The following is a 13300-nucleotide window of genomic DNA, read 5'->3' on the forward strand; positions in this document are numbered from 1 at the left end:
TTTAATCAGGCTGCCGTTGGTAGAACAGAACTTCACCTGGCAGCTTTTCCACTTCTATCTGAGCTTGAATGCGATAGCCGCGCTTTTTAAAGAAAGCCTGATAATCCGAACGAGTCACGTAAACGGCTATCCCTTGTGATTCCGGGTCTTCCTCAAAAACCGCTTTGGCAGCTTCAACAAGTAAATGCCCCACTCCCTGCGACTGATACTGTGGTGCTACCGCAATAAATGCCAGCATATGGTAAGGCACATCAGGCATCGCTTCCTGAATTAAGCGTTCCTTTTCAAGTACCTGCTTAGTACTCAAAAAACCAGCCGTTAATAACATGCTTATTCGCCAATGCCAGAAACGTCCGGGACCAAAGCTTTTACCAGGACGGGTAAGACACGCGACACCTAGTAGTGTGCCACCATCTCTAATACCAATAATAGGCTGTCCGCTTTCCCAGAAAGCGTTTAAGTCTTCGCGGATAGCCGCCCGTAAACGCTTATCGTAGTCAGGTTTGTCTGACCGGAAAATCTTTTGCAGTAATTCATCATCGTAATACGTCTGGAACAAAAGCGAGGCCGCTAATTTCAGATCTTCAGCAACAAGGTAAACCAGCTCGCCCTGAACATGCTCATTGCTGTTTTCACCTGCTTCATCAATTTCGTTTTCCGTTTTTTCTGTCAGACCCTGCATAATGAATAGCCAATTGTTAGTTTTTCATAACACCAACTTAACCATTTTTCGGAATTCTGTCGAGAGTCATTTATCCGCCATTCAGGCAAGACTCTCATCAAGAGTTTTTATCAGTCTCAACTTGAGGCTGACAATTATCAAGCCAGGCCGCCAATGAATCAGACAGAACGTCGTGTTGTTCCTTACCTACCCATTCGAGTCCAACCGCACCACTTTGGTTATCTATGGTTACCAACAAGCCGTCATCCTCGCTACCTAAACCAATAAAGACCGTTTCAGGCTGTTTCAAACGACGCTTCATTAAAATGTGACCAGTAATATTCTCTAATAAACGTTCACCGTCTTCTGCACTCTGCGTCTGTAGCAAACTAATTGTGTGCCCCTGATAATCAAGCGCAAGGTCTCCTGCATACCAGCGGCCAAACAAAGTTTTAATACTCTGATGGAAACTCATTTCCAGAGCACTCTCAAGATCATCAAAGTTTAACGCTTCGGGTTGCCGGCACGGCGTCCACTCAACCGTATTCTCATCAATCACAGTTCCGTAAATTGGGCTATTCCACTCTTCTACATACTCGGTATAGCGCACAGGAACATTTTCCTTATAGCGTGTCATTAGTGCATCTATTGATTCTTCTAACGTCTTCATCTGGTACTTACACCTCAGAAAATTTACAATACGGCCATTGTACTTACGGAGCGACTTAAATGCCAAAGAAGGACGCACTAGACCATTTATCACTGGGTCAGCACACCGACTATCCGAATGAATATGACCCGAAGCAGCTGCAGCCAGTCCCCCGCTCACTGAATCGGGAACCTATAGGGCTTAAAGATAAGCTTCCTTTTTCGGGTGTTGATTTATGGACCGGTTATGAAATCTCCTGGTTAAATGCAAACGGACTCCCACAGGTTGCGGTGGGGTATTTTGCAGTGCCAGCTGAAAGCCCTAACCTGATCGAATCCAAATCCTTTAAGCTTTATTTAAACAGCTTCAATGACTCGCGTTTTGACACTTGGGAGTATGTGCAACAACTGATGGAAACCGATCTTTCCGCTTGTGCTGGAACGCCGGTTAAAGTCAAGCTGAAACAGTTATCCGAGCTGGAAGGTGAATCTGTGGCGACTTTCCCGGGTCATTGCATAGATGATCAGAACATCAGTATTTCGCATTACGACTATCAGCCATCACTGCTTGCTACAGAACAACATGAAACAGAAGAAGCACTGCACAGTCATCTGTTAAAATCGAACTGCCTGATAACCAATCAACCCGATTGGGGTTCGGTTTACATTCATTATCAGGGGCCGAAGTTGGATCGCGCTGCGCTGCTGGCTTATCTGGTCTCATTCAGACGTCATAACGAATTCCACGAGCAATGCGTCGAGCGCATTTATCAGGACTTGAAAGCACTAGGAATGAAAAAGTTGACGGTTTATGCCCGTTACACACGTCGTGGCGGTCTGGACATAAATCCATTTCGTTCCGACTTCGAGCCAGCGCTGCAAATGCAACGCATGGCCCGACAATAACGGATTTTAAGCGTTAGGGTGCGGAATTTGTAACCATTGCAGAAAACGAGCTTTCTGTTCAGCCGTAGGCTCGTCTAATGGTTCAATTTTCGCATCGGTTGCAGGGGTTGGTTGCACCGTTAAGGTTTTCTTGTGCAACTGGTCGCGACGGAAGAATGTCACTTCAATTGAATCACCCGCTTTATATTCAGCAAAAGCTTCTTTAAAGCGACCATCAACTACGGTGTGTCCGTCGTAAGCAACAATGACATCGCCCGGCGTAAAGCCCGCTTCCCAGGCGGGACTGCCCTTACTAACCCGGGTCAACTCCATACCACCGCTGGCTTCACTGGCACTCCAGCCAGCCCAAACTTTCTCAGCTTCGGATTCATCCTCGTCTTCTTTCTTGCCCTGCTCGTAAACCAGCTCTAAACCCACCTGCTTCAGCATGCTCTCAAACGGAATGTCTGCAACCGGACTTTCAACATTTTCTTGCCACCAGTCCTGCCAGGACTCACCGGTTAAATCTTTCAAAATAGTTAGCACGTCGGCTGAAGTGAAGCCCTGCTCGTCGGCATCGAAGCGCTGATACAACGCGTTATGCACGTCGCGGTAGCTAACTTTCCCATCGGTTGCTTTTAACAGCTCGCTGTCCAGCATCCAGGACACCAGAGCACCTTCCGAATAAATATTAACGGAATCGTTATGCGCCCGGTCTCCGTATTGATCAATCCAGGCTTCGAACGAGGCTTCTGCTACTGACATCACCTCCCGACCCGGTTTGGCTCTATAACGGTCGATACCCGTTGCCACTCGTTCAAAATATTCAGACGGCTCCATAATCCCTGCCTGTAATAGCAAGTGATTCTGGAAGTAGCTGGTGGAACCTTCCGCAATCCAGAACAAATCTGTGTAGTTTTCTTTTTGGTAATCGTATGGCACCAGCCCGTCCGGACGATAAGCCTTCACGTTCCATGTATGCACAAACTCGTGTGACGCTGTGGACATAAACGACAGATAATCATCGCGACTGGCAAAGCTGTATCTGGGGCGCTGGATAATCGTCGAGTTTTTGTGCTCAGTCGCACCACCCGCGCCAGTCGTCGCGTGGATCATGAAAACATAACGCTCAAATGGATAACTGCTCCAAATCGAGTCACCGGTAGTCACCAACTTTTGTAAGTCTTCGACCGTTTTTTCAGCGTCGTAGTTACCCTCGCCCCAGAATACGACTTCATAATCGCGATCATCCTGAGTGAATTCATAGTGTTTGTTAATGCCCGTTTCTATGGGCGAATCAACTAAGACGTCCCAGTTTGCGGCAGAGAACTGGTGTGCCCCGTCTCTCTCCATACCGGAGTAACTCTTCCACTCGCCCGGGACATCCAGAGAAACGGACACCGGCTCATTACGCCAGGCGTCGGCATACATAAAGACAGCGGATGCATCTAAATAAGCATGAGTATCATCGATATGCCGACTGCGACGCCCAAGTTGATTGGCGTAAATTTCGTAGTCAACGGTTACTTCACCGCTGTCTTCAGGTAAGTAAACGCGCCAGGTGCTCTTATCGACCTTTTCCCAGCGAAGTTCTTCCCCGTTGCTCTGAGCATCAAAGTCACGGACGCCATTAGCGAGATTCAAAATGCGATAATAACCTGTTCTCCAGGCTGGCATTTTTACATCCAGAAACTTAGCGTCACTGGCCGGGAAGGTTATAGACACTTCGCCTTTGTGGTGCTCAGGTTGCGTTAAATCAATTTTATAATCGGTATTTGCCAATACAATGGAAGGTGCCAACATAACACCAACAGCTAATAAGCTCTTGCGCACAGTTTATCTCCGTTAGTTTCGCTTTATTTGTTAGTTAACTTGTTCAAAGACTACCACAATTCACCAATAGAAAATAAATTCAGATAGGTTAGACTTTATGGGATTATTTTTCGTATTATGCGTATTGACTTCAACATTTGGTAGGTGAGCATTGGCAATACCGGAAACACCGCAAGAGCAGGTTCAGCACCTTAGCAAGAAGCTACGACAGAGCATCCAGTCGCGTAAACAGATAGAAGACGACTATCTGCGCGATTCGCAACGTTACTCAAACTTTGTGAACGACCTTTGTCTGGCATTAAATGGTGTTGATAGTGAGTTAGACGGTTTACTGCATAAATTACGCGGTCACCTGCAGCAAAATGCGTCCGCTGCGGTTCTAGAGCCCATGATGCAACAAGTGGGTGAGGTAATTTCTCAGCATACCGTTCGTATGCAAACGCTGCTGAAAGAAACCAACGAAAGTATCCAACTGGCATTACAGTCTATTAAGCCACGTGATAGCAGTGGCAGAAGCCAGCTACAAAAAATAGCAAATGAATTCGAGCAACCAACAATGACGGTTTCTCATTATTTGCCATTAGTAAACCAATTACTGGCACTTTCCTACCAGCAGCAAGGTACTCAGACAGAAACCCAAGTAGCTCAATATCAAAGTCAATTGCTTGATTTACTCAGCGAAGTCGAATTTCTGGGAAATGCTGCTGACACCTTGCAGCAAGTAAAAGTAGCTTTACAAAAGCCGCAAACTAACGAAACCTTGTTAGCTATAACCTTGAAGGTTATGCGGCTGGTGTTTAACAACATCAACGATGAACGCCGCTCAGCACAACTATTTCTGCAACAATTAAATGCTTCTTTAGAGTCTGTTCAAAGTGTATTAGGTAAAACCATAAGTCATTCTGCGGACTTTGCCGACCAGCGACTGCACCTGAACCAACAACTAAAAAGTGGCGTCTCCGAGATAAAAGCTTGTGTCACTGACGCGTATGAACTGAACGATTTAAAAGAATCGGTAGGTTTGCAGCTACACCGTTTAGGTGAAACTTTAAATCAGCACCTAAAGTTGCATGACGAAGAACGTCAAAGTTTCCATAGCAACACACAGGCCATGGAGCAGAAACTCCGTGAAACCGAAGAGCAGGTTTTACATTACAAGCAGGAGCTGGCTAAACAAAAGTTCCGCAGCTTACAGGACAACCTGACCAAGCTGCCTAACCGCTCTGCTTTTGATGAGCGCTTAAACCTGGAATTCCAGCGTTGGGTCAACGATGAAACCCCGCTGAGTATAGCCATTATCGATGTTGATCATTTTAAGAATATTAATGATAGCTTCGGCCACATTGCCGGCGACAAGACCTTACAAGTTATCGCAGGTACTCTTAGCAAATCGTTACGAGAATCAGCTTTTGTTTGTCGCTATGGTGGCGAAGAGTTTGCTATCATATTCTGTTCTGATGGACAAAGTGCCTATCAACATATCGAGAATACGCGGGAGAAAGTGGCTAATATCCCGTTTAAATTTAAAACCGACGATATACGCATTACTATTTCCGCGGGAATAGCCGAATTTAAATACAATGAAGATACACCGCTGGCGGTTTTTGAAAGAGCCGATAAGGCGCTCTATGAAGCAAAAAATAGCGGGCGCAACAAAGTCATCACAGCAAAATAGAAACCAACGCTGAGGATCACCGCCGGCACAAGGATGACGCCGAGTCATCGTTATTACAGGAGTATGGAAAAATAATGAGAGCAAGCATTTCTCCAAGAGGCACTATGTCTCTTTTGTCACAACTGGAAATAGAACGTTTAAAGCAATCCTCAAACAGCCAACTTTATAAATTATTTCGCAACTGCTGTCTCGCGGTCCTAAATGCCGGAAGTAATACCGACAGCAGCGCTGAAATTTACGATAAGTATAAAGATTTCTCCGTTAATATTATCCGCAAAGAGCGCGGTATTAAAATTGAGTTGATTGAACCGCCGGCGGAAGCTTTTGTTGATGGCGAACTCATTGTCGGTATTCGTGAGTTACTGGAATCCGTATTGCGCGATATTCTCTTTACCGGAGAGCGCTACTCAGAAGAAGAACTGAAAGACGCCGACAGCGCTACCCTAACCCACGTGGTGTTCGATATTTTACGCAACGCCCGTACTATTCAGGCCATGCAAGAGCCCGATATGGTTGTTTGCTGGGGTGGTCACTCGATTAACGAAGCTGAGTATAAATACACTAAAGAAGTGGGTTATCAGTTGGGTTTGCGTGGCTTAAATATCTGTACCGGGTGTGGTCCGGGTGCCATGAAAGGCCCTATGAAAGGCGCGACCATTGGTCATGCTAAACAGCGTATTAGTGGTGGTCGTTACCTGGGCCTTACTGAGCCTGGCATTATCGCTGCCGAGCCACCTAATCCTATCGTTAACGAACTGGTTATTTTGCCCGATATTGAAAAACGCCTGGAAGCTTTTGTTCGCTGTGCGCACGGCATCGTTATTTTCCCAGGTGGCGCGGGTACGGCTGAAGAACTGCTGTATCTTCTTGGCATACTGATGCACCCGAAAAACCAACAACAAAGCTTACCAGTTATATTGACGGGCCCTGAAGCGTCTAAAGATTACTTTGATGCGCTGGATACCTTTATTGTCGAAACTCTGGGTGAAGAGGCTCGCGGCTTTTACCGTATTATTATTGCTGATCCATCAGGTGTTGCGCAGCACATGCACGCAGGCATGGCAGCCGTAAAACAATACCGCCGTGATTCTGGTGACGCTTACTACTTTAACTGGACCTTGTTTATTGATGAAAACTTCCAACGCCCGTTCTACCCGACTCACGAAAATGTGGCGTCACTGAACCTGCACCCGGAACAGCCTAAAGAAGAGTTAGCAGCGGACTTACGCCGCGCATTCTCAGCTATTGTTGCCGGCAATGTGAAAGATGGTGGCATTCGCCAAATTAGAGAAAAAGGCGTATTTACCATTCACGGTGAAAAAGAGTTAATGAAACGACTGGACGTATTGTTAAGAGCATTCGTCGAACAAGGGCGTATGAAATTACCAGGTTCGGTGTATCATCCTTGTTATAAGGTTGTTACTGACTGAAGGATTTATGAAAAATAAAGTCTTTGTCATACTCGCCATTGGCGCTGTTTCTTATCTAGCTATAGTAGGAGCAGTGCTGATGCTTTATCAGGCTGATCCTGCTGATTTACAGTGGCAGGAACGAGAGACCTACAACGCCAGACAAATTGGTCAATTTGATCTGGGTATGTCAAAAGACAGTGTTATTCGAGTTTTAGGCTCACCAGACATAACTGAAGCGAAAGCGTCATCTGAAGGTGACATGCAAGTTCTGTTTTATCGAACTCATCACGTGACTTCTGACGGAATCACGACTAAAGATGAATGTACCCCTTTGGTTTTTCGCGATAATAAGCTTATCGCCTGGGGTAACGACTCTTATCGTGACTATCAGAATTATCAGAGGCGAGAATGAGAGAACTGACCGAGTGTTGTGAAAAAGCGGCAAGTTTACTAAAACAACACGACGTTCGTCAGCTTTATCGTCTGGTTCAGTTTATTGATGAAGAATACCAGCAAAACCGCTGGCCTGAACTGCTTCCCCTTTACGCTCAGCAACATGCTCAGGACAATAATCAGCTAATAAGTGAGTTACTCGCGGTTTGTGTGAACGCGCTGCATTGCGGTTACCAATGGTCTTTGCACTCACATTATCGCCGAATTCTGGCCGCCGCTTGCGTCAGTGAAAAGCTCAACCCAGACCCGAACTACTGGAAGCAACTTCATTTAAGGCAGCCCCTGTGGCTTTCGGCTTTAGAGCCTCTAACCCTAAAATCCGCTGATATTGTCTTTTTTCGCTACTGGGTTAACGCCTTAACTCAGGTTCAGCTGCAACGCTGTGAGCCTACTCAAGCTTTTTTCCCCTTATTGAACAGCGAATTCCGCTATCGCTTCTGGACGCTTTTAAATCAGCAGAATGCGCTTCCGGTAAGACTCACTGGTCAAAAGTTTTCACATCACAAAAACCAGCAGACCGCGGTACTTTTAGGTTATGAAGGAAAGCACCAAGTTCTGGCTCTATTACATAAGCTGGACAGCCCGTTTTATGTCAGCCCGGACGAAACACAAAATTGGCAAGTTAACGACAAACCTCTGACACAGGAACAAATGAGCGCACTGGCTCAGCATCGGTTGCTAAAACAAGAGCAAACAAGCACAACACAACAAACGCCCAGACAACTGTTACGGGCAATAAACCGTTACGCCAATGCCAGTGGCGCCTTAAACGCAGTAATTCAGCAAATTAACCAACTGCCTTTTTTAGCCAGCAGCCTTCATGCCGCCGTGCATCAGAGCGAACGCATTGGCTACAGCGAAGCCAGCCGTATGGACTTGAAACAGTCTTATTTATGGCTAGGCTCTAAACGAGCTTCAGTTATTCTTGCGACCGCTTTTTTACAACACCAATTTTCATTAAATACAATTCCTCTGCATAACGCATTGATGCAAAAGCTCGGCTTACTGACCACAACGCTACAGCACTTATCGGCAGAAACCGGCGTTAGCCTGCCAACCCCGGCTCCGCTACTTGCCCTACTTTCAGGCTCCGATCTTTTTCGTCACCCAGAGCTGCTTAAATCAGCGAAGTGGCCCCGTCCGCGAGAAATAGAACACTGCTATAGCACAAGTTGGGTTGGCTCTGCACTGGATATCAGTGACTTTCGCCGCAGTCGACAATTAGTTAAGCGCTGGCAATTGCCTCCGGCTACCGAAAATTTATTAAACCCCGATAAAGCCGAGACCAGCAAATTAAGTGCACTATTTTTCTTAGCCCACTATTTAACGCTAAGCACTTATTATCCAGAGGTGTCGTTAAGCAGTTCAGTAAAATCGATGCTAAAGTCTTATTGTCAGCAACTGCAAATAAACAGTGAGCAACTGACCCGAATTAAAGCTAAATCGGCTTTTGAAAGTCACTGTTACTCACCGTTATAACCTATATTCACTGGCTGAATAATGCTTTGCTAGTCAGTATTAGCGCGGCAATGGTAGAATTACCGTTCCTGTTTTTGTTGTAACACGGTTTAAAGGAATCAATTCATGAGTAGAACTATCACAGTTATTCCAGGTGACGGCATCGGCCCGGATATTGTCGAGTCTGCAACAGCCATTCTTGATAAAGCAGGTTGTGACTTTGAATATGAATACGTCGACGCTGGTCTGACTGCTTTGGAAAAAACCGGAGAGTTATTACCTCAAAATACTCTTGATGCGATTGAACGTAACGGTGTTACATTAAAAGGTCCACTGACTACTCCGGTTGGCGAAGGCTTCACCTCTATTAATGTCAGCCTGCGTAAACACTTTTCGCTATATGCTAACGTACGCCCTGTTTTGTCTTTTACCGGCACCCAAGCGCGCTACGAAAACATTGATATTATTACCATTCGTGAAAATACCGAAGGTATGTATTCCGGCTTAGGCCAAAAAGTGTCTGAAGACGGTAATGAAGCAGAAGCAGTCAGCAAAATTACCCGTGAAGGCGCTGAGCGGATTGTCCGTTTCGCCTATGAAACCGCACGCCGCGAAGGCCGTAAGAAAGTCACCGCAGTGCATAAAGCCAATATTCTGAAGTCCACTTCTGGTCTATTCTTAAAAGTAGCGCGTGAAATTGCGGAAGAGTATCCGGACATTGAATCAACAGAAATGATTGTTGATGCGGCCTGCATGCGCTTAGTTATGAACCCTGAAGAGTTTGACGTTATTGTTACCACCAACCTGTTTGGCGATATCCTGTCAGACCTGTGCGCAGGTTTGGTCGGCGGCTTAGGTATGGCACCCGGCGCTAACATTGGTAAAGACTGCGCCATTTTCGAAGCTGTACACGGCTCAGCCCCGGATATTGCCGGTAAAAACCTGGCAAACCCAACCTCAGTTATCTTAGCGTCAATTCAGATGCTGGAATACTTGGGCATGCAAGAGCAAGCCGAAAAAATCACCAAAGCACTAGAAGACGTGATTTCCAGTGGTGACCGTACCACTCGTGATTTAGGCGGTTCGCACGGTACCACTGATTTTACTCAGGCAGTTATTGAGCGTCTTTAAGGCGAAAGGCATAGCCATGAATGAACTCAGGCTATGCCATTAAAGCTAGCTGCGGGGCAGCCAGCGCAAGTGTACGGTAATTTCTTCACGGTCGTGGTAAAGGTGCTTGGCCTGAATTTCAAACGGCTTAGTCCCCTCGGTTTGTAGTTGTTCTTTAATCTGATCCAGGTAGCCTTTAACTGCGGCATAGCGCTGACGCATTGGTAACTTAAGGTTAAAGATGGCTTCTTCACAGTCACCTTCGAGTAACCAACTGGTCATCAGCTCGCCGACACGTGCGGGTTTTTCAACCATATCGCACACCAGCCAGGTAACATTTTTGCGTTTCGGACGAAATTTAAAGCCGTCTTCCTGAATGTGCTTAACCTGCCCGGTTTCCATTAAGGACTCAGCCATCGGGCCGTTATCAACCGCTTGCACCATCATACCGCGGCGAACCAGCTGATAAGTCCAGCCTCCCGGCGCTGCACCAAGATCTACCGCCTTCATGCCCGAGTGAACACGTTTTTCATGTTCGTTTTCAGGTACAAATACCTGAAAGGCTTCATCCAGTTTTAACGTTGAACGGCTTGGTGCCTCTTTTGACATACGCAAACGCACAATACCACCGTTGTGTAAGGTTTGGTTATAGCTGTATGAATAGCCCACCAAGGCATGCGCCGGGTTGACGAATAACACATGCAGCATCGGTCGTTTAGCTAGCGGCTTATTACTTAAAAGCTCTTCTTTACGCAACGCCTGACGCAGCGGCACGCTGAATTTTCGGCAGAATTTGGATAGCTGGTTAGCTTCATTAGTATCTGGAGTTCCCACCCGTAACTCACCGGCTAAACCGAACGTTTCCTGATGAGGTTTTAATACCTTAATGACTTCGCTGGCACGGTCTTCAATACCGGCCACTTTAACAGGCCCCAGCAAGGCAAACATTTCGCGCGCAAAGACCAGGTCTTTCAGCGTCAGTTTACGGGCAATATGCTCTGCTTCTTCGTGCTGGCAATGATAGGTAACGTAAGCTTGCTCGGGTTGTGTCTGGCAATAACCATAAACACCCAGTTCCGCGGTTTTATCCTGAATTTCAGCCGCGCAATCACCTTCGAACCCTGCACGACACAGCAATACAATGCCACTACCTCTGCCGTTAACAATTTCACTCATTAACTACCTGCTCCTAACTTTATTGCGCCAACTAATAAACTGACCCAGCCAGCAATAAATAATACCCCGCCAATGGGCGTTATAGGTCCAAACCATTTAACACCGGTAAGCGCTAAGGCATACAAACTGCCGGAAAATAAAACCACGCCCGCCAGCCACAAATAACCACTGACAACAAACCAGACTGACTGTGACTGCTTTAACCAAAGCGCTAAAACAAACAGTGCCAACGCGTGATAAAATTGATAAGTGACTCCGGTCTCAAAAGCGCTCAGCAAACTCTCGCTTAATTTCGATTTTAAACCGTGCGAAGCAAAAGCGCCCAACATAACGCCGGTACCGCCTAAAATGGCGGCCACAATTAAAAATATCTGACTCATTGAATAAACTCCTTAATGGCATCTGCGGCCTGTTGCCAAAGCTTAGGCGTATTCTCCGCTTTGGCTTTTGTGGCGGCAAAACCGTGATCGGCACCCTCTAGCCACTGCAACTGCCAGTTATGCGGCAACTCCACGCTTTGCCCCTGCTCCGCTCTTTTTAAAAGCGGTTTACTGAACGGGTCCCGTGTTCCCTGCAAAATAAGACCGGGCGCCTGCGTCATTTCTAATTCTTCAAGGCGTGACTTCTCAGGTTTTTGCGGCGGATGGAACGGAAACCCCAAAGCAATTACTGCTTTCGCGCCGTATTTATCGGCTAAACGCAACATCACCCGGCTTCCTAATGACTTACCCATCAAAACTAACGGCTTATTATCTTGCTGTAATTCGCTCAATAGTTCATCGATCGCATCGAGCAATGCCTGCATTTTATTCGGCGGCCGGGGTTTCCCGGTTTCTCGAACCTTTTCCCAATAAGGAAAGTCCGGACGCACAAGCTCTGCGCCAAGCGCTATGCCCTGCTCCGCAAAGAAATCCATAAAAGCTGTGTCGGGACCGCCTCCTGAACCGTGCAAAAACACGATGCGGAAGGCTCCTTCCGGGTTCTGTTGTTGATAACGCATTATTGGTTAAACTCTTGCTCTTCTTTTTGAACCAAGTTTAGCAACCACTGACGGAAGGTCGCGATTTTACCTATCTCCGCCTGATTGTCACGACAAACCAGATAAAACGCTTTATTCCGCTGCAAAGCCTGAGGGAAAATACGAACCAGGTGGCCACTGTCAATTTCAGACTTCACCAGCACATTATTGGCTAATGCAATGCCCTGCCCGTGGACCGCCGCCTGTAAAGCCAGGCTCGAATGACTGAATACCGGTCCGTTATCGCCTTTATACTGAGGTAATCCCACCAACTGAAACCAGTCCTTCCAGGCATTACGGGTTTCGTCGTGCAGCAAAGTTTGCTTGAATAAATCTATCGGCTCTTTGATATTCGCTTTGTTCAGTAACAACGGCGAACAAACCGGCCACAAATACTCTTCGTGTAGCTGGTAAGCCTTTACCCCGGGCCAACGGCCATCGCCATAATAAATAGCAACGTCCACGTCGTCGGTTAACGAACCACTAATTTCATCCACGGCTTTAATGCGAATGTCCATATCCGGGTGTTCTTCGCGAAAACTACTGAGCCGCGGAACAAACCATAAAATAGCGAAACTGGGCGGAACCGACACGGTCAAAGCCCCACGTTCAGACACTAACCGAAGTTTATCGGTAGCCTGCGCCAGTTGCTCAAAAATATCGCGTAACTCTAAGTAGTATTCCTGCCCTTCTTCGGTCAGCAACAGCGAGCGGTTACGCCGAATAAAAAGCTTCAGTTCAAGGAAGTCTTCTAACGCTTTCACCTGGTGACTAACTGCCGCCTGAGTCACAAATAACTCTTCAGCTGCTTTGGTGAAACTGAGGTGACGCGCTGCCACTTCAAATGATTTAAGCGCGTTTAAGGGAGGTAATTTCCGCATGCCATTAACTAAAAAGCGTCTCTGTTTAGTATATTGCCACCACTATAACAGAGACGCCCTTTGTTCGGCTATTTATCATTACTTTATCTA

At 46.6% G+C, this 13300-nt stretch carries 13 protein-coding genes; 6 read left to right on the forward strand and 7 right to left on the reverse strand.

The features are described 5' to 3' along the window. Position 1: 1 nt before the first annotated feature. Positions 2–682, reverse strand: a complete 681-nt coding sequence (locus tag IL_RS04345; protein ID WP_011234104.1) for a GNAT family N-acetyltransferase — start codon at positions 680–682, stop codon at positions 2–4. A 97-nt stretch (positions 683–779) separates the two neighbouring features. Continuing rightward, a complete protein-coding gene (gene syd / locus IL_RS04350) occupies positions 780–1331 on the reverse strand; it encodes a SecY-interacting protein (protein ID WP_011234105.1) in 552 nt (183 codons plus the stop codon). 59 nt (positions 1332–1390) lie between these two features. Between syd and queF the strand changes: the two genes are divergently transcribed. Beyond that, complete coding sequence (gene queF / locus IL_RS04355) at positions 1391–2215, forward strand: NADPH-dependent 7-cyano-7-deazaguanine reductase QueF (protein WP_011234106.1); 825 nt, start codon at positions 1391–1393, stop codon at positions 2213–2215. A gap of 6 nt (positions 2216–2221) precedes the next feature. Here the strand turns inward: queF and IL_RS04360 are convergent, their stop codons facing one another. Further along, the gene (locus IL_RS04360; protein ID WP_011234107.1) at positions 2222–4027 is read right to left on the reverse strand and encodes a M61 family metallopeptidase; all 1806 of its coding nucleotides are present in this window, start codon (positions 4025–4027) and stop codon (positions 2222–2224) included. A gap of 151 nt (positions 4028–4178) precedes the next feature. Here IL_RS04360 and IL_RS04365 point away from each other — a divergent pair, with 151 nt between their 5' ends. From IL_RS04365 to IL_RS04385, 5 genes are all read left to right on the forward strand, one after another. Further along, on the forward strand, positions 4179–5702 hold the full coding sequence (locus tag IL_RS04365) for a GGDEF domain-containing protein (RefSeq protein ID WP_011234108.1): 1524 nt from the start codon (positions 4179–4181) through the stop codon (positions 5700–5702). Positions 5703–5776: 74 nt separating this feature from the next. Then, positions 5777–7132, forward strand: a complete 1356-nt coding sequence (ppnN, locus tag IL_RS04370) for a nucleotide 5'-monophosphate nucleosidase PpnN (protein ID WP_011234109.1) — start codon at positions 5777–5779, stop codon at positions 7130–7132. A gap of 7 nt (positions 7133–7139) precedes the next feature. After that, positions 7140–7526 (forward strand): DUF3192 domain-containing protein, encoded by a 387-nt coding sequence (locus tag IL_RS04375; RefSeq protein WP_011234110.1) that lies wholly within the window; start codon positions 7140–7142, stop codon positions 7524–7526. Further along, a complete protein-coding gene (locus IL_RS04380) occupies positions 7523–9046 on the forward strand; it encodes a hypothetical protein (RefSeq protein WP_011234111.1) in 1524 nt (507 codons plus the stop codon). Before IL_RS04375 ends, IL_RS04380 begins: the two co-directional genes overlap by 4 nt. A 105-nt stretch (positions 9047–9151) precedes the next feature. Beyond that, positions 9152–10156 (forward strand): isocitrate dehydrogenase, encoded by a 1005-nt coding sequence (locus tag IL_RS04385; RefSeq protein WP_011234112.1) that lies wholly within the window; start codon positions 9152–9154, stop codon positions 10154–10156. Between the two features lie 45 nt (positions 10157–10201). On the opposite strand, the gene rlmM is transcribed toward IL_RS04385, so the two are convergent. The 4 genes from rlmM to IL_RS04405 are packed head-to-tail and all read right to left on the reverse strand — an operon-like array spanning position 10202 to position 13210. Then, complete coding sequence (rlmM, locus tag IL_RS04390) at positions 10202–11311, reverse strand: 23S rRNA (cytidine(2498)-2'-O)-methyltransferase RlmM (protein ID WP_011234113.1); 1110 nt, start codon at positions 11309–11311, stop codon at positions 10202–10204. After that, positions 11311–11691 (reverse strand): DUF423 domain-containing protein, encoded by a 381-nt coding sequence (locus IL_RS04395; protein WP_011234114.1) that lies wholly within the window; start codon positions 11689–11691, stop codon positions 11311–11313. Before IL_RS04395 ends, rlmM begins: the two co-directional genes overlap by 1 nt. Continuing rightward, positions 11688–12311: an alpha/beta fold hydrolase gene (locus IL_RS04400; protein ID WP_011234115.1), complete on the reverse strand. Its 624-nt coding sequence runs from the start codon at positions 12309–12311 to the stop codon at positions 11688–11690. Before IL_RS04400 ends, IL_RS04395 begins: the two co-directional genes overlap by 4 nt. Then, complete coding sequence (locus tag IL_RS04405) at positions 12311–13210, reverse strand: transcriptional regulator GcvA (RefSeq protein ID WP_011234116.1); 900 nt, start codon at positions 13208–13210, stop codon at positions 12311–12313. The genes IL_RS04400 and IL_RS04405 overlap by 1 nt, the downstream gene beginning before the upstream one ends. Between the last annotated feature and the right edge of the window lie 90 nt (positions 13211–13300).

Source organism: Idiomarina loihiensis L2TR, from assembly GCF_000008465.1.
Lineage (GTDB): Bacteria > Pseudomonadota > Gammaproteobacteria > Enterobacterales > Alteromonadaceae > Idiomarina > Idiomarina loihiensis.

Coding starts and splice junctions, on each gene's coding strand:
- rlmM (WP_011234113.1), bottom strand. CDS start 11,311: ATGAGTGAAATTGTTAACGGCAGAGGTAGTGGCATTGTATTGCTGTGT.
- syd (WP_011234105.1), bottom strand. CDS start 1,331: ATGAAGACGTTAGAAGAATCAATAGATGCACTAATGACACGCTATAAG.
- ppnN (WP_011234109.1), top strand. CDS start 5,777: ATGAGAGCAAGCATTTCTCCAAGAGGCACTATGTCTCTTTTGTCACAA.
- IL_RS04345 (WP_011234104.1), bottom strand. CDS start 682: ATGCAGGGTCTGACAGAAAAAACGGAAAACGAAATTGATGAAGCAGGT.
- IL_RS04395 (WP_011234114.1), bottom strand. CDS start 11,691: ATGAGTCAGATATTTTTAATTGTGGCCGCCATTTTAGGCGGTACCGGC.
- IL_RS04405 (WP_011234116.1), bottom strand. CDS start 13,210: ATGCGGAAATTACCTCCCTTAAACGCGCTTAAATCATTTGAAGTGGCA.
- IL_RS04380 (WP_011234111.1), top strand. CDS start 7,523: ATGAGAGAACTGACCGAGTGTTGTGAAAAAGCGGCAAGTTTACTAAAA.
- IL_RS04385 (WP_011234112.1), top strand. CDS start 9,152: ATGAGTAGAACTATCACAGTTATTCCAGGTGACGGCATCGGCCCGGAT.
- IL_RS04400 (WP_011234115.1), bottom strand. CDS start 12,311: ATGCGTTATCAACAACAGAACCCGGAAGGAGCCTTCCGCATCGTGTTT.
- queF (WP_011234106.1), top strand. CDS start 1,391: ATGCCAAAGAAGGACGCACTAGACCATTTATCACTGGGTCAGCACACC.
- IL_RS04375 (WP_011234110.1), top strand. CDS start 7,140: ATGAAAAATAAAGTCTTTGTCATACTCGCCATTGGCGCTGTTTCTTAT.